Genomic DNA, 24662 nt, shown 5'->3' with positions numbered 1-24662 from the left:
TGTTCGAAATAGGACTGACAGAAATTCTAAAACTGTACTTACAAAGCTAGATTGGGTAATTGCTGACAGGATAACAATAGCGATTATGTTTTTGATTGTCATTGTAGGTTCACTGGTCTTCTAATTCATATCCTTTTTGTATACAACGGCATGAATTAGATTTCTGTAATAGCTTTTCAGCGATATAATTCTATATCCATACTGTTGAAATAATGGTTTCATATCTGGTATATCTCGTGGTTTTACATCAGCCACCAATCTGAAAAATAAATACATTGCTTTGACTAGCATATTTCGCCAATTGACAGATCGGTTTTGATCCAGATGAAAATCAGTAAATAGCCAAAGGCCTTCCATCTTCAAACTCCTGTGTATAATTACAAAATTATTGAGTGCGTCATTCTCCAAAAAGTTATCAAACAGAAATGCTGAAATCACGACATCATATTTTTCAACTTCAACAAGATTTTCGACTGAAAAATGATGATAATTGACTAAATTTCTTCCTATAAATCTTTTTTTAGATATCTCAATCATCCTATTGGAGGATTCTACATAATCTATCACCAAGCCATCTCGAAACTTCTCAGTAATTTCTTCAAGTATCCATCCGGTACCTCCACCAACGATGAGAATTTTATCATTTTCGCAGATGTAAACCAATTGTTGTTTTTGCGCATTAACTTGCGAATTCCCGAAAACTAGCTTTGCAAGCACGTCATAATATTTCGCTATGCCATTGTAATTACTCAAATCTTACCTTTTTAAATGCGCTCTTCCTGCATTGAAAGATAACTAATAAAATTGCATCCCAACAATTCCACAAAGCGCTTTTACCAAAATCAAGCCATCAATAATCATTAGGTAATACATAATCTTATGTCTCTTGTGCATGGAATATGCGAGATAAATGGTCAACCCAAATGGCAAAATGGTCAAGAAAATATGGATGGTACTGAAATGTTCCAAAAATGCAAAGACAAGCATCGATAAAACGCCCACACAAACTAAGGGCATTAAAACATTGAAAATAGTTTTACGCAACCCGTATCGAACTACGAAAGTTCTTAATTGTTTGTTCGCATCTGTGGGATAATCTTTTATGTCGAATATAATGGCGTTAACTGTACAAAACATCAGATTTTTGATGAATAGGAATGCCCAGATAGTTACGTTAAAAACACTTACATCACTTTCTATCTTAAGGACAACAAGCGGCAAAACATTAGCGCAACAAGCCCAAACAAAGCCAATTATAAAAGGTTTAAGCCAACCTCTATGTCTAAGTTCTAACTTAATAAACGATTTGGGCAACAACCCATAATAAAAAATTGCAGCCATTGAAACAACACCGATAGCCACCCAGTAATAAACAGGAAGGCTTAAAATGTGGTGATAATTTTCCACAAATATATTTACCGCAATAGCCAGGCATATTAAGCTAATGACTAGCTGACTAAGCCCAATTAGTTTTTTATGTTCAAAGTACCATTTGTTGCGGGGATTTACTGCTTGCGGATCTGTAGAGGCGTGGTGATAGGCAAAAGTGTAATAGACGATGGGCGCAAAAAACAATAGCAAATAGTAACTTAAACTTAACTGAGGAAGATTTAATTGCAATATCGACTCGAAAGTTAACGCTACCGCCAACAACCCGACAAAGTAATTTCCAAAGAATATAAACTTGATAATTTTATTACCCATTTAAAGCCGATGTGCAAAAGCTGGGCAATTTCGGTTATATTCTTCGCTTTTAAAAGCATTAAATTGTCCAAGAAAGGCTCGTTTTTTACAAAACGCTGTTGAATCCAATTCCTCCCTAACATTAAAATAAGTTTTTAATGATGGTAAACACGGCTAAAAGAGAGCGGATTTTAGTTAGCTAAAATAAATTTTCGAATCCTTTACTCTAAACCTCTGCCAACAAAGTTTAAATCAGCAAATCATATTCGAATGGATTTTAGTGCTTACGCCGAATTATTTTAAGCGTTCACCAAAAAAAACACCCTAAAAAGTCTTGATGAATCGTGGACCCTGAAATGAAAAGAGAGGCCATTCCATAAACCTTTTGTTGGACAGCGAAACCAATTTTGACTTTTATTTGTTAACGTATTAACGCGAACAACCATTGCTTCAATAAAACCACATAAACAATCAGATGAATTTTAATATAAACGACTCCGCGAAACTAATCACAGACAAATTATCGTTATGGTTAAAGGACTTTATTAAAATATTACCAAATGTTTTATTGGCTACGATAGTGGTCGTTATTGGCTTTTTTGTAGCTAGGTACATTCATAAACTTGCTACTAAATTATTGGATAAACTTTTTAGAAACCATACCTTAAATAACTTATTTTCTTCCATTATTTATATATTTTTTCTTGGGATAGTTGTTTTTATCGCGCTAAGCATTTTAAACTTAGATAAGGCCATAACTACCATTTTAGGCGGTGCTGGTTTATTGGGTTTGGCCTTCGCTTTTGCGTTTCAAGACATTGCAGCAAATTTTATGTCCGGAATTTTTATCTCTTTTCGCAGACCAATTAGTGTAGGCAACATTGTAAAAATTAAGGATTTTATGGGGAAGATAGAATCTATCAATCTTCGAGATACGGTAATTAGAACTTTTCAAGGCCAAATGGTTATTATCCCAAATAAAGAGGTTTTTCAAAATCCAATAGAAAATTTTTCTATGTTAGGAAAGCGGCGATTCGACCTGTCTATTGGTGTTTCTTATGGGGAAGACTTGGAACGAGTTGCTCAAATTACGATGGATGCAGTTAAAGATCTTCCAGGATTGGACATAAATGAGAAAACCACTATGTTTTACAATGAATTTGGGGACAGTTCTATCAATTATACCATTAGATTTTGGGTAAATTCCTTGGAACAGCCTGATTATTTGAAAGTTGGAAGCGACGCGATTATTAAAATCAAAAAAGCTTACGATGCGAACGATATTATGATTCCTTACCCAATCCGAACCTTAGATTTTGGCATTAAAGGTGGCCAAACGTTGAGCGAAATGGAAGTGAATCTTCAACAGAAGAGCAATAATTTTCCTGAATAATGCCACCACACTGTTGAATTGAGTTTAAAAGATTCAATAAAAATCTTAAAAATAAAAAGCGCCCAGATTATTATCTGAGCGCTAAAAAATTATTTAAGTTTCTTAAATAAGCTAAATTAACGACACACTTCTAGTTACAAACGAAGTTAATTCTGGACCTGTAAGCATTCCCTGCGATAAGAGCGCCAAATCTACCGCTTGCTTCACCAAAGTTGCCTGATCTTCTGCAGAAGCCTTTAGAATTTTACCAATCAGGGCATGATTACCGTTAATGGCCACCTTATAATTATCGGGCATTTGACCATAAAATCCCATTCCACCGCCCATCGCGGCCATATCCTTCATCCTTCGCATAAACTCATCCATGGTAACGGTTACTGGCATTTCTTCTGGATTTAAAGCAACTACTTCTACCTGCATTCCAGGTCGGGTAATGGCCTTCTCAAAAATTTCAGTCACCTGTTTCACTTGATCTTCAGAAAGGACGTGCTCATTGTTTTCATCTTTTTCTATCAATTTATCAGCGACCCCAGAGTCTACGCGTTTAATCGTAGTTTTTTCTAGTTTTTGCTCTAACTGATTAATAAAATGATTGTCAATCGGAGAATCTAACACCAATACATCGTAATTTTTCTTATTTGCAGACTGTATAAAAGCATCCTGCTTTTGGGCATCGTTGGTGTAAATGTACACTACATTGCCATTTTTATCGGTTTGTAGCTCTTTAACCTTCTCGTGATATTCTGGCAGCGTAAAAAGTTTGTTTTCAGTATTTCCAAGCAGCGCAAAATCTTTCGCCTTCTCATAAAACTTTTCTTCACTTATCATACCATACTTAACGAACATACCAATGTCTTTCCATTTATCCTCGTAAGCTTTTCGATCTTTATTAAACAATTCCTGCAGTTTATCCGCTACCTTTTTGGTGATGTAATTATTGATTTTTTTTACATTTCCATCAGCTTGAAGAAAACTTCGAGAAACATTTAAGGGGATATCTGGAGAATCTATCACGCCATGCAACAGCATCAAAAACTCAGGAACAATATCCTTTACCTCATCAGTGATGAATACCTGGCGCGAATACAGTTTTATTTTATTTCTCTGAATTTCAAAATCATTTTTCAATTTTGGGAAATACAATACGCCGGTAAGATTAAAAGGATAATCAACGTTAAGATGTATCCAGAAAAGAGGCTCCTCTGTAAAAGGGTATAACTCTTTGTAGAAATTCAAATAATCTTCGTCCTTTAATTCGGCAGGCGCTTTTGTCCAAATTGGATTGGTGGTGTTAATGATGTTGTCAACAGCTACATCAATGTATTTTTTCTTGCCTTCAGCATCCTCTCCGTCTTCTTCAGAATTGGTTTTGATTCCAAATTTTATCGGAACAGGTAAGAATTTCGCGTACTTATCTAAAATATCTTGTATTTTGCTGTCTTCTAAAAATTCTCCAGAATCTTTATTAATGTGAAGCACAATATCCGTACCTCTTGCAGTCCTTGTTCCTTCAGAAATCTCGAACTCGGTGCTCCCATCACACACCCATTTTGCAGGTTCGGAACCTTCTTGATAAGACAGGGTATTTATTTCTACAAGATCTGCAACCATAAAGGCAGAGTAGAAACCCAACCCAAACTTCCCGATAATTTCATTAGCATCTTTTGAATCCTTAAATTTCTCTACAAATTCACTCGCTCCAGAAAATGCTACTTGATTGATGTACTTCTTTATCTCTTCTGCAGTCATTCCCAAACCGTTATCGCTAACAGTTATCGTCTTTTTATCTTTATCTACAGCAACCTCTACCAACGGCTTACCAACTTCGCCAGTATATTGCCCTAAAGCGCCTAACCGTTTTATCTTCTGAACGGCGTCAACTGCGTTAGAAACAAGCTCGCGAAGAAAAATCTCATTGTCAGAATATAAAAACTTTTTTATAATTGGAAAAATATTCTCGGTGTGAATAGAGATACTTCCCTTTTCCTGTATACTCATAGCTTAATAATTTTAAACCAAAGCATAACAAGGGCTGTTCCAAAACAAAATTTTGCCAAATTGACAGACTAGTTTAATTTATAACTGCTTTCGTTTTCTTGTTTCGATAAGATTGCTGCTAACTTTTCCAGTAGCACGTCCATTTGAAAAGGTTTAGAAAGAAAATCATCCTGTCCGTGTTGTAAAGATGAGATTTCATCTGCCTGATATAATCCAGAAATTAAAAGAATTGGAATGTAGGAAGTAGCATCTGAAGCCTTTAATTGTTCACAAAGCAAACGCCCATCTATATGACCTAAAGATATATCAAGTAGAATTAAATCGGGTTCAAAATACGCTATCCTTTCAAAAATTTCTTCTCCATTATCCAACCCCGACACTTCGAAACCACCAAGCTCTAAAATCAACTCTAGCGTTTCCAAAACCTCTTGATCATCGTCTACTACTAATATTTTTTTCATACTGTATTTATTTGCACACATTGATAACACTCATTTCTGCATTCTGTTTAAAATGATTTCTTATTTAATTCGCCCATTCCTATGCACTTATACCATACCTTCTTGTTTCAGTATAAAGTTAAAAAGCTCTTCTATCGGCTTATGGAGTATCTTTCCTATTTGAATGCCATTCTTGTCTAAAACCTCCTTCAGTGATTCTTGATAATAATGGGCGATTGAGCCGACAAAGTGACAAGGATTGTGCTGATAATTGAGATAATCTTTAAGGTTGGTGTCTACAAATTCTTGAAAACCTTCTCTTAAAACCTCTTTAATGTATGGATGTGAGCTATTATCCGCCATGAACCTACTAAAATTAGCGAGATAAATATTTGGAAAAGGCTGTTGATAAACGTGCGTAATTACCTCTTCTTTTTTCGCACCATACACCTCTCGGAACGTATTTCTAAGCTCCTTGGGCATTGATTTACATAGATAACCAAGTAAAACTTTTTTCCCAAAAAAAGTTCCTGAGCCTTCATCTCCCAGCACATAACCAAGTCCGTGCACACCTTCATGAATTTTTTTTCCATCAAAATAGCAAACATTACTGCCAGTGCCCAATATGCTAACTAGGCCTTCCTCATTGCCACAAGTGGCATATACAGAGCCGAGCAAATCATGATCTACAGAAATGAAAGCATTTTTAAAAACAGCCGATAAGCCATTAGAAACAACTTCATGTTTATCGGGTGAGGAACAACCGGCGCCGAAAAAATAAATTTCCTTAACCACCGGCGCACAATTTAAAAGATCCGAATTTTTTGAAATATGCATACTGATGCCTGCTTCGTTCAAAAAATAAGGATTTATTCCAATGGTGCTGAATTCAAAAGTTTTGCCCTTATCATACCCCATCCAATCGGTTTTTGACGAACCGCTATCTGCCACAAGAATCATGGCGATAAATTTAAAAAAAATTGATATTTTTTCGTAATTATTTCTTGAATTTATTGTTTTTCGTTTTGAAATCCAAAAACGTAAAGGCAACTTCTGGCAGAATTAATCAAAAAACTTGGAGATCAGTGCGCTATACACTTGGTTTTTTTGGAGCATTTTAACACGCAACGTGTCATTATCTTTTATTGGCGAAGAAAAGATGCTGTGCGGGTAGCCAATTGATATCGCGTCTCATAATTATTCCAAAAATTCTCTCTATTGCCAATACAAATAACGATAACTTTGAAACTAGGACTGTAAAAATAACTGGCAGAATATTGTATATAGATCAACCTTTCTCCCGTCTGCCCAAATGATCCAAGTTTATCTGTGTAGATTTAGTCATCTGCCTATACATGGAAGAATTTATATCGGCGGTTTATTTATCAAATAACTAGTAGAACTATTTTCAATCCAGCCAATAGAAAAAATTTTGTCTGCCTCTGAGATTGAAAAAGCAAGAAATGTCTTTAATCTTCGCATCTTTTCTTAGAAAAAGTCGCCAATAACTATAAATTTGTGGGTAAAGCAAAAAGATATGGTAAAAAGAACGACAACTTTAAGTGCAGTATTTATTTTATTTGGAATTATGACAACAAGAGCACAGGTGAAAATAGGTTTTGAAGTTTCGTTTAAGGAGCCTCAAGCACATTACGCTGAAGTTAAAATGAACATTTCTAATTTAGTTAAAAACTATGTAGATGTAAAAATGCCTGTTTGGACGCCAGGATCCTACCTCCTTAGAGAATTTGAAAAAAGTGTAGAAGAATTTAGAGCGACTTCGTCGGGCAAAACTCTTCGAGTAGAGAAAGTAAGGAAAAATATTTGGCGGATTTTCTCTGCAAATGCAAAAAACATCGAAATAAATTATCGCGTGTATGCATTTGAGATTTCTGTCAGAACGCCTTTTATCGATGACTCCCATGCTTTTTTATCGCCAACAGGCATTTTCATGTATCCTGATGGCTTAATTCAATCGCCAAGTACAGTAACTATAGTTCCTTATAAAACTTGGACTAAAGTTTCTACAGGCTTAAGTCCCGTAGAGGGAAAAGCATTCACCTATGTGGCTCCGAATTTCGATCTTCTGTTCGATAGTCCGATAGAGGTCGGCAATCAGGATATTTTTGAGTTTAATGCAGCTGGTGTTAGGCATGAAGTTGCTATGTACGGCGGTGGCAATTACGATAAGGAGAAACTAAAGGTAGATATGGCTAAAATTGTAGAACAAGAAACAGCCGTTTATGGGGAGAATCCAAATAAGTATTATGTGTTTATCGTACACAATTATGCGAGAGGCGGCGGCGGCTTGGAGCACTTAAATTCCACCACTTTGGGCGCAAGCAGAATGGGATATGCTTCTGAAAAAGGGTACAAATCGTTTCTTGGATTGGTTGCACACGAATATCACCACCTTTGGAACGTTAAAAGACTTCGCCCTGTGGCGTTAGGTCCATTTGACTATGATAGAGAGAATTACACGACCGATTTGTGGATCGCTGAAGGATTTACTTCCTACTATGAAAATAAATACATGTTGCGAGCGGGTTTTACAACTAACGAAGAATTTCTAAGCGCAGTAACTTCTGGCGTTGCAACTGTAAAAAATACCATTGGTGCGAAATATCAATCGGCAGCTGCCGCAAGCTACGATGCTTGGATTATCGGTTACAGACCAAATGAAAACTCTAAAAACAACTCTATATCCTACTACAACAAAGGCGAAGTGATCGGAATAATGATGGATTTGAAAATCATTAATGCAACAAATGGCACCAAGAGTTTGGATGATGTGATGAAAGCAATGTATTTGCAGTGCAAAAAATTAAATCGCGGTTATACCGACGCAGAGTTTAAAGCAATGGTAGAAAAAGTATCTGGCGAAAACTTTACTGATTTTTGGAATAACTATGTTTATGGTGTTGAGGATGTAGATTACAATAAATATTTTGGATACGCTGGCGTGATGATTTCTGCTGAGAATGCGACGCCAGGCAAACCATATACTGGCGCAACTGCTTCGCTGAGCAATAGCGCAGTAACCGTTAGTGGAATTGATAGAGATTCGCCAGCATGGTTGTCGGGACTCAACGTAAATGACGAAATCTCTAAAATAGACGGTTTAACCCTGCAAGAAGTATTTGCCAACGTAAAATTAACCAGTCCAAAAGTAGATTTAGATACCATCCCTGTGGTTACAAACAAAGCCATAGGCGATAAAATTTCTATCACTGTAAATAGGGATGGCGTTGAAAGAACGATCGATCTAAAATTAGATGTAAATCCAAATGTGAGATTAAAACCAAACATTGACCCGAAACAAACCGCCGCACAAAAAGCCGTTTTCATAAAATGGACTGAAAAATAAACCATATAACTTAGCAGGGTTTAACTGTGGCAATGGAGAGTTAAAAACGTTTAACTGCTGCTGACCGAATTTCAAATTACATCTTACTAAAACAATAAGGCCCTTGAAAAATATCTCAAGGGCGTTATTACTGATAGATAAATTATCAATTATTTAAAAGTATATCTAAATCCAAGTCCAAATCTTCCCACGTTCGTGCTGCTATTATTGTCGCCGATGTATATCCTTGGCCTCCAATCTAAAGATAATGCGATCGGCGCGCCGTCGAATTTGTAATCGAGCCCGCCCATCGGAATTAAATAGAACGCCGAGCTTCCGTTTCCTATGCCAACAGATGGACCACCGCCAGCAAAGAAATCTAAACCCTTTGCGCCTGGAATTGCCGCGTTATATTGCAGAAAGGCTTGAATGAAGGTGGCATTGCTCCCGAACAATACTTCGCCCTGTACTGCGCCATTTTTACTAAAGTGATGTCTTATAGTTGGACCAACAAGAGTGGATCCGTCGCCAAAATCAATTCCTAAACCTGCACCTGTTTTGTAATTTTGGGCAAAGGCTGTATTATTTGAAAATAAAAATAAGCCTCCGGCTGCTAAAATAGTAAATAGAATCTTTTTCATAATGTTAAATTTAAGTTGTTCGATCGATAGCAATTTTAATGCCATTTAATTGTCATGTGAAACAATTGATTAGTCCGATTATAGCCTTAATTATAAACTGATCATGCTCAATGTATTTAATTTCGAGTAAAAATCAGCTATAAAACAGTTACATACAGTCGATTTTTATTAACTTAACAGCACAATACCTAACCATTATGAACGAAAATGTAACAAGGGTTTTCGACCTGCTAAAACATAGTTTAGATACACCTAAACTAGAATTTGTGAGTGGGAAACTTGCAGGAAAATGGATAAATTACTCCACTGAGTCTTTTTGCAAGACTGTAGACAAATTATCCCGCGGGTTAGTTAAACAGGGTATTGGCAAAGGTGGACGGGTGGCGGTCATGTCTCATAACCGCCCCGAGTGGAATATTGCAGATTTTGCAGCAAATCAGCTGGGTGCCTATCAAATACCGTTATATCCCACATTATCTAGCCATGATATTGAATTTATTTTGCGCGATGCAGAAATCACGATCATCTTTGTTTCCGGCGAAGAGTTATATGCCAAATTGCGCTCTTGCGTAGAGAAGGTAAATCCAGAAATTAAAATATTCACTTTCGATGTCGTTCAAAACGCTACCCATTGGGACACACTGCTAAAAGATGGAGAAACTGCATTAGAAATTGATTTAGAAACGTATAGATCTGCCATTACCGCAGACGATTTGTTAACCATTATTTATACTTCTGGAACTACGGGCACACCTAAAGGCGTAATGCTAACACACAATAACCTCGTTTCTAATTTTAAAAATTCTGCTGTCATTCTTCCCGGCAACCTTCAGAAAGGTTTAAGTTTCTTACCGCTGTCCCACATTTTCGAGCGGATGATAATTTATCTGTACATGTTTTCCAGAGTGGATATTTATTATGCAGAAAGTATGGAAACCATCGTTTCTGATATACAACATGTAAAACCACAAGTGTTTTCTACAGTCCCAAGGCTATTAGAAAAAGTTTACGACAAGATATTAGAAAAAGGCAAGGAACTTACGGGACTAAAGCGGCAGATTTTCTTTTGGGCTTTAAAGCTTGCCGAAAATTTCGATACCGAGGTGAGCGGCTGGTATACCTTTAAACTCAATATCGCTCGAAAACTTGTCTTTAGCAAATGGCAAGCTGCTCTTGGCGGTAATGTAAACGTAATCATATCAGGCGGAGCTGCCCTAAATCCGCGCCTTGCGAGAATATTCTGGGCTGCAGGAATGCCTGTTTTCGAAGGTTATGGACTTACCGAAACCTCACCTGTTATTACAGTAAATCACCTGTCAGGAATAATGTTCGGTACGGTGGGCGAACTGATCAAAGGTGCAGAGTTAAAGATTGCTGAAGATGGAGAAATTTTAGTTCGTGGCGAAAACGTAATGAAAGGTTATTACAATCGGCCGGATTTAACTGCCAAAGAAATTGATTTGGAAGGTTGGTTTCATACGGGAGACATTGGGGAACTTATAGACGGCAGATTCCTGAAAATTACCGATAGAAAAAAGGAAATGTTTAAAACTGCCGGAGGAAAATATGTTGCACCGCAAATCCTCGAAAATAAATACAAAGAATCTCCTTTTATAGAACAGATTATGGTATTGGGAGAAAACAGAAAATTCCCCTCTGCCCTTATTGTTCCGAATTTTATCTTTTTAAAAAAATGGGCCGACAGGCATAATGTCAGCTTTTCTGATGAGTCTACACTAATTAAAGACCCAAGTGTGGAAGCAAAAATACAAGAAGAAATAGATAGATTTGGAGCTGACTTTGGCAATTGGGAAAAAGTTAAACGTTTTGCGCTTCTTTCCAAAGAATGGAGTATTACAGGTGGTGAACTTACCCCAAAGTTAAGTTTGAAAAGAAAAGTAATCAATGAAAAGAACGCAGTTTTAATCGATAAAATCTACACAGATGGAGAAAGTTTCAAACCTCAACATTAAGATTGTTTGGCGTTGTATAAATATTTCGCTCCTGCTAATTTTAAATGGTTGCGCAGCGGGTCAGCTAGGGAAAAATAATAGCGGAGAATTTAAAAATGGCATGGTGGTTTCTGCAAACGGAATCGCGTCAAAAGTGGGTATTGAAATTTTAAAAAAAGGAGGTAATTCGGTAGATGCAGCGGTTGCTGTACAGTTTGCTTTATCGGTGGTTTATCCCAATGCAGGAAATATTGGTGGCGGCGGATTTATGGTTTACCGAGCTGCGTCTGGCGAAAGTAATACATTAGATTTTAGAGAAAAAGCCCCGTCGGCTGCTCTTAGAGATATGTATCTGGACAGCTTGGGAAATCCTGTTGTAAACAAGAGTTTACATGGGCAAATTGCATCTGGCGTACCTGGTTCTGTGGCTGGTATGGAAGCTGCTCACAAAAAGTACGGAAAGTTAGCTTGGTCGGTTTTATTGCAGCCAGCTATTGATTTGGCCAGAAATGGTTTCCCAATTACAAAACGTCAGGCCGCAGAACTTAACGCCAATCATCCTACATTTATGCGTTATAATCCAGAAGGAACGGCTTTGATAAAATTAACCGGCCCTTGGCAAGAAAGCGAGTTACTTATCCAGAAAGAGTTGGCAAATACCTTAATATTAATCCAAGAAAAAGGAAAAGCAGGATTCTACGAGGGCGCGGTAGCAGACTCGATTATTGCGGAGATGAAAGCCGGAAATGGAATTATTACACACCAAGATTTAAAAGATTATAAAGCGATTTGGCGAAAGCCAATAATAGGCAATTATAAAGGTTATGAAGTGATTACGATGCCACCTCCTTCAAGTGGCGGAATCGCCCTGGTACAGCTTTTACAATCAGTTGAGCCGTATCCTCTTAAAAAATGGGGACACAATTCAGAGGCTACATTTCAGGTAATGGTCGAGGCAGAACGCAGAGTATATGCAGATAGAGCAACGCACTTAGGCGATCCGGATTTCTATAAGGTGCCGCAAGCCCAATTATTGAATCCAACTTATAACAAAAATAGGATGGCTAGCTTCCGCTTTGATTCTGCAAGTAGTAGCGCGTCCATAAAAGCCGGCCAAGTTGGCACTCCCGAACATCTGGAAACTACGCATTTTTCTATTATAGATCATGATGGAAATGCGGTGGCCATTACTACAACCTTAAATGCATCTTATGGATCCATGATTGTGGTAAAAGGCGCAGGTTTTTTGTTAAACGATGAGATGGATGATTTTTCTGTGAAGGCTGGAGCACCAAATATGTTTGGCCTTGTTGGTGGCAAAGCGAATGAAATTGCGGCGAATAAACGGATGCTAAGTTCAATGACACCCACTATTTTAGCAAAAGATGGAAAGCTTTTTATGGTCGTTGGAACTCCAGGCGGCTCAACCATCATCACATCAGTGTTTCAGACCATTTTAAATGTGATCGATTTTGGAATGTCGATGCAACAAGCGGTAGAAGCTAAAAGATTTCATCACCAATGGTTACCAGATCAAGTTGATGTGGAAAAAGGCGCTCTCGACAGTATAGCCGTACAGAAGTTAAAAAATAAAGGTTATAAAATCATAAAATCCGGCAATATCGGTCGGGTTGATGCCATTTTAAGAATGCCGTGGGGAAAATACCAAGGTGGCGCAGACCCAAGAGGAGATGACGAAATTGCAGGATATTAGTACGCGTGCCGAATTATGAGTAAGGATTAATGTGTGATGGTTGATGATTAAACCGCACAAAGATCAATAACATAAAATTAATTATTACGCGCTCCTATTTTTTAATCAGCTTAATTTGAAAGACATAAGGCCATTTTTTACCAGTTACAAACAGTCTTTTACCAACTTTATCGTAGGCTATTCCATTTAATACATTGTTGCCTATCGCATAATCCGTTTTAAAATAGCCATCCGGAAGCAATCCCGACATATCTACTTTTCCTTCTACAGCTCCTGTCTTTTCATTTACTATGAGGAAATAATTTTGAGTGTACACATTTACATAAATCTTCCCGTCTACAACTTCTAATTCGTTAAGGCTATCTATTGGGCCCTTATTGTCAAAAACTTGAATGCCTCCAGTTTTTTGATATGTGTTTTTATCCAAGAAGTAGATGTTGTTTGTGCCGTCTGTAGTTAAAATTTTTGAGCCGTCAAAAAACATACCCCAACCTTCCTGTCCCACTGTATAAGGTATTGTTTCGAGCTTTTTAAAAGTAGATTTTTCGTACACAAAAGCTACATTTGTCTTGTAAGTGAGTTGCAAAATTTTATTGCCAATCATTGTAATTCCCTCGCCAAAATACGCAGAATCTAATGTGGCTTTTTGTAACACCTTACCACTATTAACTTCCACTCTTCGCAAACTAGAATGGCCATAATCTCCAGCACTCTCATAGAAGAAACCATCATGATACTCAAATCCTTCAGTATAAGAGGAGGTATCATGTGGAAGCTTTTTAATGATTTCATAGCCATATGCTTGAGGAATGATGTTAGAAAGCAGAATAAAATTTGAGGTTAGATCCTCAGACTTACCGCCAGAAAAAATCTTTGCGGCAAGCAAATGATTGCCAAGCAACAGCTCATCTGTTTTTATAGAAACCTCACTGGTATCGTTTTTTGAAAGGTAATGTGTGTGATCTAACAAATAGACCACAGAATCTACCTTCTTATCGTTACCAAAAAGTATTTTAACGTTTAAGGGGTTGCCCAGTGCAATACTAGACCCCATTTCGGGCGTAATAAAACTACGATAAGTATTGGCGTTTTCATTTTTACACGCATAAATCATCGCAATTAACATCGCTAATACGATGGGTTTTTTAATCTTCAGGCCAAAAAGCATCCTCAATATGTTTTAAATTATACGTTTTATCTTTGTTAAATAAAATGGCAATTACGTCGAAACGAATGTCATTCTTGTGTTCCATGAGTTCAATGTATTCTGTAGAGGCAATTTCCATTTGTTTTTGTTTCGAAACCGTTACAAAATCCTCAGGATTACCAAAATTTCTGGAACTTCTAGTTTTTACTTCTACAAATACCATAATCTTATCCTTATAAACAATTAGATCAATCTCCGCTTTTCCAAATTCCCAGTTCTCATCTAAAATTTCATATCCTTCATTTTGTAAATAAACTTTGGCAAGTTCTTCTCCTCTCCTACCTAAATCATTGTGTAATGCCATGATAAAATTATGTGCCAAATTACAATTTAAGTTAGGCGTTCTATTCTTTTTAACGTTATTTCACAATTACTGAACCTAAAAATTTAGAAATGTTCGCCTCAGCCCTTTTAATAATGCTATACTTCTGCATCAAAATTACCTGGTTATCGCCGTCTGTTTCCTCTTTTATTTCTTTTAACACGTTCTGCAGCATATTCTCCACTTTTCGCTTTTTTAAGTGATATAAACCTCCCAAAATAGTTGCTTTAAGATCCATACTTTCATCTCGTACAAAAATATTGTGTTTATTTCCCCAGTTTTCGCTCAGCGAATATGGCGTACTCGAAAGTGTAATCGCTAAATCTGCTATTTCTGCATCATCATGTTTGATAAAGAAATTAGGTTTGGGCAGGCGGCCATTATCAACTTCGCTGCTATAAATCTGAATCACTTTGGCACAAATTGTATTGCTAAAAGTAACGTCATTTAGGTTCTGGATAACAAAAGAACCGATGTATAAATCATCTAAGTTATCCCAGTTTACGAATTCATTTCCGTAAGTAATTAACAAACGCACAACCTCTCTTTCTTGGTAATCGTCATTGATTGGTTCGGGTTTTTCTAAAGAAAGAAAAGCACCATCTGGAATATAATCCGCAGGATAATTTTCTGGTTGATTGTAATTAGCTGGATTATTTTTAAAAGTTTTCTTTAACTCAGCTGCACGAATTTTATTCAATTCAGAAAGCAATACCCGTTCTTCTATTTCTAAAAGGTTGCTACATTCTCTTACAAAAACAGACGCTTTAATGTCATCCGGAATCTTCGCAATACTTTCTACAATATCTCTGATAACTTCTGCGCGCTTTATTGGATCTTTACCAGCCTCTTTAAGCAGTGTACGCGCTTTGAAGAGAATAAAATCATCTCTATTTTGCTCTATATAAACTTTAAATGCAGAAGCACCGACATGGTGCATGTAAGAATCGGGATCGTGACCCTCGGGAAAAGAAACAATTTTTACATTCAGACCTTCCTCCAAAATCATATCAAGGCCGCGTAACGAAGCTTTAATTCCAGCCGCATCACCATCAAACAACATGGTCACGTTTTTGGTAAAACGCCCAATTAAACCGATTTGATTTATCGTAAGGGAAGTACCAGAAGAAGCGACAACATTTTCTATTCCTGCTTGATGTACGGAAAGCACGTCGGCATATCCTTCTACCAAATAACAATTGTCATCTGTTCTTATGGCCTTTTTCGCATGGAACAAACCATATAAAACATTAGACTTATGATAAATATCGCTTTCGACCGAGTTTACATATTTTGGAACTTTCTTATCGGTTTTCAGAGTTCTGCCGCCAAAACCAATAACTCTGCCAGTAAAATTGTGTATTGGAAAAATGACCCTTCCCCTAAACCGATCGTAAATTTTTCCGTTGTCGTTTTTGATAGATAATCCAGTTTGCTCCAAAAAAGTAAGCTGATGGCCAGCATCTGTTGCACTTTTTGTAAGCGCGTCCCAACTGTCTGGAGAATAACCGACTTCGAATTTCTTTAAAATGTCTTCTCTAAAACCACGTTCCTTAAAATAGCTCAATCCAATGCCTTGTCCCTCTTCTGTTTTCCAAAGCTGTTCTGCAAAATAAGTAGCCGCAAATTGCGAAACTATATATAAACTCTCCCTTGCATTCTGTGCTTCTGTATCTTCTGGCGTAAATTCTGTTTCTTCGACCTCGATGTTGTACTTATTGGCCAAAAATTTTAGCGCTTCTGGGTAAGAGTACTTTTCGTGCTCCATCACAAAACTAACGGCATCACCACCAATGCCACAGCCAAAGCATTTAAAAATCCCTTTGCTTACCGAAACATGAAAAGAGGGCGTTTTTTCACCATGGAACGGACAATTTCCAACTAAACTCGTTCCACGTTTTTTTAAGTGTACAAAATCTCCAACTACCTCGTCTATACGCGCGGCATCAGTAATTTTATCTATGGTTTCGCGGTTTATCATGTTTGGGTAAGGTAGCTTTATAAGGCTACATCTAGCAAAAATATTTTTCTAATGCTTTCGTTGTTAGTCTTTTGCAATTTAAAGTGTAGATTACTAAAGCTTTTTAAAAGCTAAATCTTGGAAATCGAAGCTAAAGTCTGTCAATGGCGAAATGGCCTCCATTTTAAAACCATCTGCTTTCCCGTTAGTATCTAATGTAAAATTTACAAAAGCATCGGCATCTAAGCTTCTGTCATACCATTTAACAATGTAGGTGTTGCCTTTGTAGAAAGTCATGTCGCCTCGTAATTTTGGTGCATTCTTAGCCGCAAAATGCATTTTTCCATTAACGTTGCTAACGGATACCTCACCAAACCAACTATCCTTGTATGTTCCGTAATAATTGGTTTCTTTAGGCTTCGCCTGATTATTTTTTTTCTGTTCGAGGATAATATCATTCCATATCTTGCTCACAACAGCATCTGCATCTTGCTCTCTCGCCAACCTGCTATCATTGTATTGCTTAATTCTATCTTGATTTTTTACCTTAAAATATCCGTCTTTAATGGTATTTGTTATCGCATTAAATGCGGCACCCGATTGCTGATTTGTCAATACAATAATTCCCAGTTTTAATTCGGGCAAAATGGTAATTTGAGTTACGATGCCAGAAAGTCCGCCTGTGTGTGTTGCTTGAAAATATCCATCGACATCACTTAAAAACCAACCCAGGCCGTAAGCTGTAAAGTGGGTGTTATAAGGCGACCCCCCAGAAATAATAGTCTGCGGTGACCAAAGCTCGTTCGCTACCGAAGAAGAAAATAAACGTTTACTTAAATTGTCTCCATATTTCCCGCCGTCTATCATGGCAGTTACCCATTTGCTCATATCTACCACATTAGAGTAAATACCTCCGGCTGCGTTTGCTACTTCTCCAAAACTTAAACCTACCGGGATAAGTTTTCCTTGATATGGAGCATGTCCATCAATTACATTGCTTCTATCCTTTAATCGATACCAAGACGCCGCTGTTTTGGTCATGCCAAGTGGCTGAATAATTTTTGTTTCGATAAAATCTTCATAAGGCATTTTTGCCACTCGAGTCACAATTTCTCCGGCAACGATATACATCAAGTTGTCGTAATCAAACTTGGTGCGAAAAGACGATACTGGTTTCAAAAAACGCAAATTGTGAATCAACTGAGCTTTTGTTACATCTGATGAATCTGGCCAGATCATTAAATCGCCAGCGCCAAGACCAAGTCCGCTTCTATGCGTAAGTAAATCTCTAATTGTAAATTCACTCGTCACATATGGATCATACATTTTAAATTCTGGAATAACATCTGTCACCCTAGTATCCCACGTAATTTTATGTTCATCTACCAACATGCCCAAAGCCGCAGCGGTAAATGCCTTTGTGTTAGACGCCACCCCAAATAAGGTATTTTCGTCGACTGATTTGTTGGTTTTAATAGATCGAACCCCGTAGCCTTTAGCATGGATAAGTTTACCATCTTTAACAATTGCAACGGCAATCCCCGGAACATCAAAGGTTTTTAATGTTTTTTCTACGACACTATCTATTTGCGTAGACGTTAATACCTGGGCATAAGAACAGAAGCTCCACGCAAAAAAAACAGAAAAAAATAAGGCTTTTAATATAATTTTCGACTTCATTTTAGATAGTTAGTAAAGAGGCTAAAGATAATAAAACTTTTAATTGAGGCGATTGTCTACTTCGGCTTTTCTAGCTCATAATCTTTGTGCAATACCAGAAAGCTTGCACGCTCTTCCTTTTTAAAAGGGATGTTCCAGTTGCCTTGGTAACTGATTTTTGTTGGCAGCTTAAATCCTTCGAAATAGCTCATTTCTATGTTCATCTGCACATCAAAATCGAAAAAAAGATTGCTATATTTCATATCGACATAACGCCCCAAAATATTGAAATTACGCTTATCAAAAATTGTAACCAGCTTTTTAATCATCACTTTACCTTTACTAAAGCTACTTAAATCTGGTTTTTCCGCTACCGTAAACCTATAAACGGGTATGGAGTCTAAATAGATGCCGCTGCTAAAACTATAATCGTAATATTGCCTCATATTTGCAGAAAAAATTTCTGTTTTATCACCGATAAACGGAATTCCCTTTATTGGTTTGCCCGGATTAAAGATGAGGGTTTTAAGTTTATCTTTATAGCTCTCGTTCTTTCCACCGTTTGAACCATCACTCATAGAGCCGTCATTTATGAAGTCGCTGTTGTAAGAATTCATAAAAATATAATCGAACATTTCCACTGTATAGAGCTGAAATTTACCATTCCGTTTATAAATATTTCCCTTATCCATCTTAGCCAGATATTCCATTTTATATTTTCCATGGTTATCGTGCTTGATTTTTCGGTACATGCTACCGTTTACTTTATCATTCTTATCATAGGTATAAACGCTGTTTTCAGCAATAAAACTGTACCGCTTCATATCTCTAAACGATTGATAAAAAGACGTATCGTTTATAATTTTTCTAATAAAAGTTTCAATGTTTAAACGCTCAGCCTTAACATTTACAACAGAATCTAATGTAATGGTTTTTATGGTGTCGGGATTGAAACGAGGGATTTCTTGTGCAGCTGCTGACACGGCTATAAGACTGAAACCTATTAAAAAAATAAATTTATTCATGCGGATTTACGTTGGCAAAAACAATGCCCGAAAAGATATTTACGTATGGTAAATTGGCTTCAACAAATGAACGAAGATAAATTTCTCCCATAATGATTGACAATCACCACTAATTCCCCAATTGCTTCACCGCAATATAAGCCATCAATCCGGTCGAGATTTTCAAAGCATCTTCGTCTATATCGAAATTTGAAGTATGTACCGAATTGGACGTATTTTTTGCTTTATTACCAGTACCGAGTCTATAAAAACAAGCATCAGCAGCTTGAGAGAAATACGCAAAGTCTTCCGCAGCCATCCAAATATCCAAATCTTCCACTTTATCAGCTCCTAAAAACTCAATGGCGCATTGCTTGGCGCGATTGGTTAATTTTTCTTCGTTGATTAAAAATGGATATCCTTTTCTGATTTCAAAATCGCAATGGCCACCCATACTTTCTGCCATGCCTTCGGCCATCTTCTTCATGCGTTTGTGCGCTTCTGCTCTCCAGTCTTCGTTCAAGGTTCTAAACGTTCCTTCTATTTTTACTTCGTTGGGGATGATGTTTGTTGCGCCGTTTGCAATCACTTTTCCAAAGGAAAGCACCGAGGGCAGACGCGGATCTGCAACCCTACTTACTATTTGTTGCAGGGCTATAATGATGTGTGACGCAATGACAACCGGATCTATATTCTGTTGCGGCTGCGCGCCATGACCACCTTTTCCTGTAACTGTTACATACAGTTCGTCGGTAGAGGCCATGTAAATCCCAGACCTAAAACCAACTTTTCCCGACGCTATAAAAGGCATAACATGTTGACCAATAATTGCTTGAGGCTTAGGGTTTTCTAAAACCCCTTCCTTTATCATAATGCTTGCTCCGCCAGGAAGCAATTCTTCAGCCGGTTGAAAAATCAGTTTTATGGTTCCTCCAAATTCTGCTTTCAACTCATTTAAAATTCGAGCGGTACCAAGCAAAGATGAACTGTGCACATCATGTCCACAGGCGTGCATAACACCAATATTTTTAGATTTATACTCTTTATCATTACTTTCTAAGATTGGCAGTGCATCCATGTCTGCACGCAAAGCAACGACTTTGTCAGAAGGCTTATCGCCCTTTATAAGGCCGACTACGCCAGTGTTTGCGCACTCCGTATATGGGATGCCCCAAGAAATTAATTTTTCCTTGATGTACGCAGAAGTTTCAAATTCTTTGAAAGAGAGTTCTGGATGGGCATGGATGTGCCTGCGATAGGCAACTACATCTGCAAAAATATTGTTGGCAAGCGTCGTAATTTTATCTTTGATCATCGGCTGGGGCATCTAAATTTGGGGCATTAATCTTTTCTTTAATTATAAATAACGTTGGAAACGACGATCGAATTTCGCTCATCAATCGCTGTGCCTCTAAACGCGATCTAAAATCGCCAACACGTAAATAATAGTTTGGAGCTTTATAGATAATATAAGTATTGATACCAGGATTCTCTGCTCTAAAAGTATTTTGCTGGTTAAAAACCTCGCGCCTATCAGAACCATAATACACTTGCACCCTGTAGCCGTAAGCAGAAACTATTGGCTTTCCAGCAGCAACAGGACCGTCGACAGATTTGTATACCTCTATCCGCTTTGCGATAAGGCTATCAATCATCGGATCTTTTATAATGGTGACATTTCCTTTCTGCGCAAAACAAAAACTGCTTGCAAAAAGCAACAAGGAAATTGAAAATAGTATCTTCATAATAAATTTGCGCAGCGTACGCTAAAAAGGTAAAGGTTAATTGCTGGTGCAAAATTGAACATTATTGCTGGGCATTGCAAACTGTACTTTTAAAACCTTCTTGCAAAGCAACAGTTTAGGCCAAAAACTTGAAACAAGATGCTTTAATATCTATCTTTGCCGTTCAAATCTTTCCGTTTTGCGCCCATGAGCAAATTTTTTGGCTATTTACTCACTCCATTGTTTTACCTTTCTTTTGGACTTTCTCTTTTAATATTTCACCCATTACAATGGCTTGCGTACCGACTTTTGGGTTATAAAGCCCACAAGGTAGTAGTAGATTGGTTAAACTTTTTTTTAACCTATTCTCAATTATGGCTTTGCAACCATATAAATTTCGATAATCAATATGATCTCCCAATTGATAGACCAATTATTTTTGCCTCAAACCACCAGAGTATGTTCGACATCCCAACACTCATTTGGTTTTTAAAAAAACACCATGCTAAATTTATTTCAAAAATTGAACTTACGAAGGGTATTCCGTCCATTTCGATAAATTTGCGATTGGGCGGAGGCGCCAACATAGATAGAAAAGACAACAAACAAGCAATTGCCGAACTTTTGAGGCTCGGTAAACGTATGCAGAACAACAACTGGAGTACTGTAATTTTTCCAGAAGGCACACGAGCAAAAGATGGGAAATTAAAGCCCTTTCAATTTGGTGGACTCGCTACCCTTTTAAAAGCAGTACCCAATGCGCTTATTGTACCAATTGCCATAGAAAATTCTTGGAAAATTGTACGGTATGGTTCCTACCCATTAACCACAGGTAACGCCTTAAAATGGACGGTTTTGAAACCGATAGATCCTAGCAAACAATTGCCAAATGAAACCATCTTAAAAGTTGAGCAACAGATTAGAGCAAAGTTGGGACAATAAATTTTCTAAATGTTTTTGTTGCCAACAACTCTAAAAAAGGCGTCTCTATACGTATCACCAATCGGAATTATTTTATCACAAATTTTTATCCGGCTACGCTCTATGCTTTCTATTTTATCTATTGAAACAATATACGATTTGTGCACCCGAATAAATTGGCGCTCAGGTAGTGATTCTTCCATTTTCTTCATACTTTGAAGTGTTATTACCCTTTCTTCTGAAGTAAAAATGGATATGTAATCTTTTAAACCTTCGATATACAGGACTTCATTCAAATAAATTTTTTGGATTTTATGTTCGGTCTTAACGAAAATAAAATCCTGAATTGGGTTACTTACTACATTAGCTAGAATTTCTGGAACTATTTGTTGATTTTGCGGAGTTGCTTGTTTGTTCGTCATTTGTTTGTTGTGCACTTTCTCTACGGCCTTATAAAACCTATCAAAGGCAATCGGTTTTAACAAATAATCAGCAACATTTAAATCATAACTTTCTAGTGCATATTCTTGATAAGCAGTTGTGAGTATGAAGTTGCACTTATTGCCGGCTATTTTAAGAAATTGAATTCCGGTCAGTTCAGGCATCTGGATATCTAAAAAAACCAGATCTATATTTCCTGCCTGTACCAGTTCCAGCGCTTCTAATGGATTTTCGCACCTTTTTATTAGCGTTAAAAACGGTATCTTAGAAATATAATCAACCAAAATATCCAAAGCCAACGGCTCGTCGTCTACAACAATGCAATTTATATTCATGTAAAATTCTCTTTTTTTGCCAACATAATTAAATATCTATCAACAACTCGGTCGTGTAATGTTCCTCGGCATTTACCACGTGCAATTTATACCTTTCGGGATAAACCAGCTGCAGTCTTCTTTCCACATTCATAAGACCTACGCCCCCTTGCGCATCTTTGTTTCGCTTAGTTTTTTTATTAATAACGCTAAAATGTAATATTTTTTGATTGGCGGTTATATTAATTCTCACAGGATCCAAAGGATCATTGACAATTCCATGCTTAAAAGCATTCTCTACAAAAGAAATGAGCATAAGTGGTACAATGCGCTGGTCATCAATTTCTCCATTTATCGTCAATTCTACATACGCCCCGTCTTTAAAACGGATTTTTTGCAAATCGATGTAACTTGTTAAATAATCAACCTCTTTGCTTAACGTTACGGTTGGCGTATTGCTCTCGTAAATCATGTAGCGCATAATCTCAGACAACTTCATCACTGCATCTGCTGTTTTGTCTGATTTTTGGTAAGCAAGCGAATAAATATTATTTAGAGAATTGAACAAAAAATGAGGATTTAACTGAGATTTGAGGAACTGAAGCTCCATTTCTCTACTTTCCATCTCTGCTTCTCTAGTTATTCTTTGAGTTGTAAACCAATCTGTTGTAAAAAACACCAACGCGCTAGAAATCAGAAAAAAGCCTGAAATAAATCCTGAGATGGCGACATAACTAGCGATAGGAATTTCCCTCTTTCCGGTGGCCTCTCTAAATTGCACCAACATATCATCAGGATTTAAGGCAGCCACAATTGCTTTTATTAAGATTGCTAGCGCAAGCAGACCGAAAAAAGTTATCAGATAAATCCCATACTGTTTTCTTTTTTTTAAGAATTCTGGTATTAATATTAAATAGTTAATGTAGAAGAGCGAAATATTTAACACGCCAAAACCAACATAAGTAATCCAATTATAAGTTGGACTTCGGGTACTATTGGTTAAAAAAGCGGCACCGGCAAAAAACAACGGAAACATCCAAAAAATAAAATTAACGATAATTTCCCCTCTATTTTTCTTCATCTATCCAAATATAGCTTGGTTTGTCTTAGTAAATTCTGAGATGCAAATTAAATATTTTATCTACATAAATAACGAACATTCTACGAACGGGCATTTTTTTTAGACGAACGCCTTTATAACGCTATTTTTTCGGGAAAGCTGATTTTTGGCGGGTTTGTCTACAATGTTTGGCAATTGGTATAATACATTTTCGCAAAACTTTAAGGTTGCGTTTCTTTGAATTGTAAAACGAAAATACCATGAAAAAATTAGCAAACACTTCTCCTTTTTTATTATTGTTATTGCCTGTTTTTATGATGATTGTACTCACCATATCACTAAACACAAGTCAGATTAACAAAAATGAAGACACCGCTATAAAAACAACATCCAGCAAATCTATTTTGCAAACTGCAGTTTCGCTATTCTATTAAAAAACTCAAGTCGTTTATCCGAATTGAAAAGCATTACTTCTCACACAACAAAGTGTGCAGCCAAAAAAATATAAAAAAAAATAAGCCTACTCAAATGATGGGATCATTGGCAGGCCTATTATAAGGGAGAGGTTTATTTACTGGTCTCTTATTATTAGAAAGACAGCACGCGCTGCTTAAATGCCCAGCCAATAAGCTGATAAGTATTTCTTAAGTCTAACTTTCTAACCATATTTCTTCGATGAGTGTTTACGGTGTGCTCACTGATAAACAGCATATCTCCAATTTCTTTACTGTTATAACCTAAAGCGAGTAGCCGCACGATATCGGTTTCCCTTGCGCTGATGGTATCATAACTGTTTCTATGTTGCATAGTGTTCATGGCATGTTGAATTTAAGGTTTAAACAGTATTAGTTATGTTTGCACTGCGAAAAATCCCCTATGGCTC

22 protein-coding genes are annotated in these 24662 nt (G+C 37.0%); 6 read left to right on the top strand and 16 right to left on the bottom strand.

Annotation, left to right across the window (positions count from 1 at the left end; genetic code table 11):
- Window positions 1-120 precede the first annotated feature (120 nt).
- Window positions 121-753 carry a class I SAM-dependent methyltransferase gene (locus ACVWYG_RS05460; protein ID WP_457269145.1) on the bottom strand — a complete coding sequence of 211 codons (633 nt, stop codon included), beginning with the start codon at window positions 751-753 and terminating at the stop codon, window positions 121-123.
- Window positions 754-795: 42 nt separating this feature from the next.
- Entirely contained in the window at window positions 796-1704 is a 909-nt protein-coding gene (locus ACVWYG_RS05455; RefSeq protein ID WP_457269144.1) for a hypothetical protein, read from the bottom strand.
- A 454-nt stretch (window positions 1705-2158) separates the two neighbouring features.
- Between ACVWYG_RS05455 and ACVWYG_RS05450 the strand changes: the two genes are divergently transcribed.
- On the top strand, window positions 2159-3076 hold the full coding sequence (locus ACVWYG_RS05450; RefSeq protein WP_457269143.1) for a mechanosensitive ion channel family protein: 918 nt from the start codon (window positions 2159-2161) through the stop codon (window positions 3074-3076).
- A 111-nt stretch (window positions 3077-3187) separates the two neighbouring features.
- On the opposite strand, the gene htpG is transcribed toward ACVWYG_RS05450, so the two are convergent.
- The 3 genes from htpG to ACVWYG_RS05435 form a co-directional block, all read right to left on the bottom strand.
- Window positions 3188-5074, bottom strand: coding sequence for a molecular chaperone HtpG (gene htpG, locus ACVWYG_RS05445; protein ID WP_457269142.1), 1887 nt, complete (start codon window positions 5072-5074; stop codon window positions 3188-3190).
- A gap of 68 nt (window positions 5075-5142) precedes the next feature.
- Window positions 5143-5535 carry a response regulator transcription factor gene (locus ACVWYG_RS05440; RefSeq protein WP_457269141.1) on the bottom strand — a complete coding sequence of 131 codons (393 nt, stop codon included), beginning with the start codon at window positions 5533-5535 and terminating at the stop codon, window positions 5143-5145.
- An 87-nt stretch (window positions 5536-5622) separates the two neighbouring features.
- Complete coding sequence (locus tag ACVWYG_RS05435; protein ID WP_457269140.1) at window positions 5623-6474, bottom strand: N-acetylglucosamine kinase; 852 nt, start codon at window positions 6472-6474, stop codon at window positions 5623-5625.
- A gap of 577 nt (window positions 6475-7051) precedes the next feature.
- On the opposite strand from ACVWYG_RS05435, the gene ACVWYG_RS05430 reads away from it, so the two are divergent.
- Window positions 7052-8881: a M61 family metallopeptidase gene (locus ACVWYG_RS05430; RefSeq protein ID WP_457269139.1), complete on the top strand. Its 1830-nt coding sequence runs from the start codon at window positions 7052-7054 to the stop codon at window positions 8879-8881.
- 149 nt (window positions 8882-9030) lie between these two features.
- Here the strand turns inward: ACVWYG_RS05430 and ACVWYG_RS05425 are convergent, their stop codons facing one another.
- Window positions 9031-9501: a hypothetical protein gene (locus ACVWYG_RS05425; protein WP_457269138.1), complete on the bottom strand. Its 471-nt coding sequence runs from the start codon at window positions 9499-9501 to the stop codon at window positions 9031-9033.
- Window positions 9502-9698: 197 nt separating this feature from the next.
- On the opposite strand from ACVWYG_RS05425, the gene ACVWYG_RS05420 reads away from it, so the two are divergent.
- Together ACVWYG_RS05420 and ggt are read left to right on the top strand one after the other, a co-directional pair.
- Window positions 9699-11474, top strand: a complete 1776-nt coding sequence (locus ACVWYG_RS05420) for an AMP-dependent synthetase/ligase (RefSeq protein ID WP_457269137.1) — start codon at window positions 9699-9701, stop codon at window positions 11472-11474.
- On the top strand, window positions 11446-13167 hold the full coding sequence (ggt, locus tag ACVWYG_RS05415) for a gamma-glutamyltransferase (RefSeq protein WP_457269136.1): 1722 nt from the start codon (window positions 11446-11448) through the stop codon (window positions 13165-13167). The genes ACVWYG_RS05420 and ggt overlap by 29 nt, the downstream gene beginning before the upstream one ends.
- A 94-nt stretch (window positions 13168-13261) precedes the next feature.
- Here ggt and ACVWYG_RS05410 read toward each other — a convergent pair whose 3' ends face one another.
- The 7 genes from ACVWYG_RS05410 to ACVWYG_RS05380 all read right to left on the bottom strand — a co-directional run bounded on the left by ACVWYG_RS05410 (window position 13262) and on the right by ACVWYG_RS05380 (window position 21064).
- The gene (locus ACVWYG_RS05410) at window positions 13262-14335 is read right to left on the bottom strand and encodes a glutaminyl-peptide cyclotransferase (RefSeq protein WP_457269135.1); all 1074 of its coding nucleotides are present in this window, start codon (window positions 14333-14335) and stop codon (window positions 13262-13264) included.
- Window positions 14313-14678: a YraN family protein gene (locus ACVWYG_RS05405; RefSeq protein WP_457269134.1), complete on the bottom strand. Its 366-nt coding sequence runs from the start codon at window positions 14676-14678 to the stop codon at window positions 14313-14315. The genes ACVWYG_RS05410 and ACVWYG_RS05405 overlap by 23 nt, the downstream gene beginning before the upstream one ends.
- 55 nt (window positions 14679-14733) lie before the next feature.
- Complete coding sequence (dnaG, locus tag ACVWYG_RS05400; protein ID WP_457269133.1) at window positions 14734-16677, bottom strand: DNA primase; 1944 nt, start codon at window positions 16675-16677, stop codon at window positions 14734-14736.
- Window positions 16678-16770: 93 nt separating this feature from the next.
- Complete coding sequence (locus tag ACVWYG_RS05395) at window positions 16771-18336, bottom strand: serine hydrolase (RefSeq protein WP_457269132.1); 1566 nt, start codon at window positions 18334-18336, stop codon at window positions 16771-16773.
- A gap of 56 nt (window positions 18337-18392) precedes the next feature.
- Entirely contained in the window at window positions 18393-19340 is a 948-nt protein-coding gene (locus ACVWYG_RS05390; RefSeq protein ID WP_457269131.1) for a hypothetical protein, read from the bottom strand.
- 109 nt (window positions 19341-19449) lie between these two features.
- Window positions 19450-20634, bottom strand: a complete 1185-nt coding sequence (locus tag ACVWYG_RS05385) for a M20 metallopeptidase family protein (protein ID WP_457269130.1) — start codon at window positions 20632-20634, stop codon at window positions 19450-19452.
- Window positions 20621-21064, bottom strand: a complete 444-nt coding sequence (locus ACVWYG_RS05380) for an SPOR domain-containing protein (protein WP_457269129.1) — start codon at window positions 21062-21064, stop codon at window positions 20621-20623. Before ACVWYG_RS05380 ends, ACVWYG_RS05385 begins: the two co-directional genes overlap by 14 nt.
- A gap of 186 nt (window positions 21065-21250) precedes the next feature.
- On the opposite strand from ACVWYG_RS05380, the gene ACVWYG_RS05375 reads away from it, so the two are divergent.
- Window positions 21251-21985, top strand: coding sequence for a lysophospholipid acyltransferase family protein (locus ACVWYG_RS05375; protein ID WP_457269128.1), 735 nt, complete (start codon window positions 21251-21253; stop codon window positions 21983-21985).
- A 5-nt stretch (window positions 21986-21990) separates the two neighbouring features.
- Here ACVWYG_RS05375 and ACVWYG_RS05370 read toward each other — a convergent pair whose 3' ends face one another.
- Window positions 21991-22740, bottom strand: coding sequence for a LytR/AlgR family response regulator transcription factor (locus ACVWYG_RS05370; RefSeq protein WP_457269127.1), 750 nt, complete (start codon window positions 22738-22740; stop codon window positions 21991-21993).
- Window positions 22741-22768: 28 nt separating this feature from the next.
- Window positions 22769-23800 carry a sensor histidine kinase gene (locus ACVWYG_RS05365; protein WP_457269126.1) on the bottom strand — a complete coding sequence of 344 codons (1032 nt, stop codon included), beginning with the start codon at window positions 23798-23800 and terminating at the stop codon, window positions 22769-22771.
- Window positions 23801-24039: 239 nt separating this feature from the next.
- Between ACVWYG_RS05365 and ACVWYG_RS05360 the strand changes: the two genes are divergently transcribed.
- Window positions 24040-24213: a hypothetical protein gene (locus ACVWYG_RS05360; RefSeq protein WP_457269125.1), complete on the top strand. Its 174-nt coding sequence runs from the start codon at window positions 24040-24042 to the stop codon at window positions 24211-24213.
- 154 nt (window positions 24214-24367) lie between these two features.
- Here the strand turns inward: ACVWYG_RS05360 and ACVWYG_RS05355 are convergent, their stop codons facing one another.
- Window positions 24368-24595 (bottom strand): response regulator transcription factor, encoded by a 228-nt coding sequence (locus tag ACVWYG_RS05355; protein ID WP_457269124.1) that lies wholly within the window; start codon window positions 24593-24595, stop codon window positions 24368-24370.
- Between the last annotated feature and the right edge of the window lie 67 nt (window positions 24596-24662).

This window comes from Pedobacter sp. UYEF25, from assembly GCF_054061655.1.
This window is presented reverse-complemented; position numbering and strand designations above follow the sequence as displayed.

Coding starts and splice junctions, on each gene's coding strand:
- ACVWYG_RS05455 (WP_457269144.1), bottom strand. CDS start 1,704: ATGGGTAATAAAATTATCAAGTTTATATTCTTTGGAAATTACTTTGTC.
- ACVWYG_RS05450 (WP_457269143.1), top strand. CDS start 2,159: ATGAATTTTAATATAAACGACTCCGCGAAACTAATCACAGACAAATTA.
- htpG (WP_457269142.1), bottom strand. CDS start 5,074: ATGAGTATACAGGAAAAGGGAAGTATCTCTATTCACACCGAGAATATT.
- ACVWYG_RS05440 (WP_457269141.1), bottom strand. CDS start 5,535: ATGAAAAAAATATTAGTAGTAGACGATGATCAAGAGGTTTTGGAAACG.
- ACVWYG_RS05435 (WP_457269140.1), bottom strand. CDS start 6,474: ATGATTCTTGTGGCAGATAGCGGTTCGTCAAAAACCGATTGGATGGGG.
- ACVWYG_RS05430 (WP_457269139.1), top strand. CDS start 7,052: ATGGTAAAAAGAACGACAACTTTAAGTGCAGTATTTATTTTATTTGGA.
- ACVWYG_RS05425 (WP_457269138.1), bottom strand. CDS start 9,501: ATGAAAAAGATTCTATTTACTATTTTAGCAGCCGGAGGCTTATTTTTA.
- ACVWYG_RS05420 (WP_457269137.1), top strand. CDS start 9,699: ATGAACGAAAATGTAACAAGGGTTTTCGACCTGCTAAAACATAGTTTA.
- ggt (WP_457269136.1), top strand. CDS start 11,446: ATGGAGAAAGTTTCAAACCTCAACATTAAGATTGTTTGGCGTTGTATA.
- ACVWYG_RS05410 (WP_457269135.1), bottom strand. CDS start 14,335: ATGCTTTTTGGCCTGAAGATTAAAAAACCCATCGTATTAGCGATGTTA.
- ACVWYG_RS05405 (WP_457269134.1), bottom strand. CDS start 14,678: ATGGCATTACACAATGATTTAGGTAGGAGAGGAGAAGAACTTGCCAAA.
- dnaG (WP_457269133.1), bottom strand. CDS start 16,677: ATGATAAACCGCGAAACCATAGATAAAATTACTGATGCCGCGCGTATA.
- ACVWYG_RS05395 (WP_457269132.1), bottom strand. CDS start 18,336: ATGAAGTCGAAAATTATATTAAAAGCCTTATTTTTTTCTGTTTTTTTT.
- ACVWYG_RS05390 (WP_457269131.1), bottom strand. CDS start 19,340: ATGAATAAATTTATTTTTTTAATAGGTTTCAGTCTTATAGCCGTGTCA.
- ACVWYG_RS05385 (WP_457269130.1), bottom strand. CDS start 20,634: ATGATCAAAGATAAAATTACGACGCTTGCCAACAATATTTTTGCAGAT.
- ACVWYG_RS05380 (WP_457269129.1), bottom strand. CDS start 21,064: ATGAAGATACTATTTTCAATTTCCTTGTTGCTTTTTGCAAGCAGTTTT.
- ACVWYG_RS05375 (WP_457269128.1), top strand. CDS start 21,251: ATGAGCAAATTTTTTGGCTATTTACTCACTCCATTGTTTTACCTTTCT.
- ACVWYG_RS05370 (WP_457269127.1), bottom strand. CDS start 22,740: ATGAATATAAATTGCATTGTTGTAGACGACGAGCCGTTGGCTTTGGAT.
- ACVWYG_RS05365 (WP_457269126.1), bottom strand. CDS start 23,800: ATGAAGAAAAATAGAGGGGAAATTATCGTTAATTTTATTTTTTGGATG.
- ACVWYG_RS05360 (WP_457269125.1), top strand. CDS start 24,040: ATGAAAAAATTAGCAAACACTTCTCCTTTTTTATTATTGTTATTGCCT.
- ACVWYG_RS05355 (WP_457269124.1), bottom strand. CDS start 24,595: ATGAACACTATGCAACATAGAAACAGTTATGATACCATCAGCGCAAGG.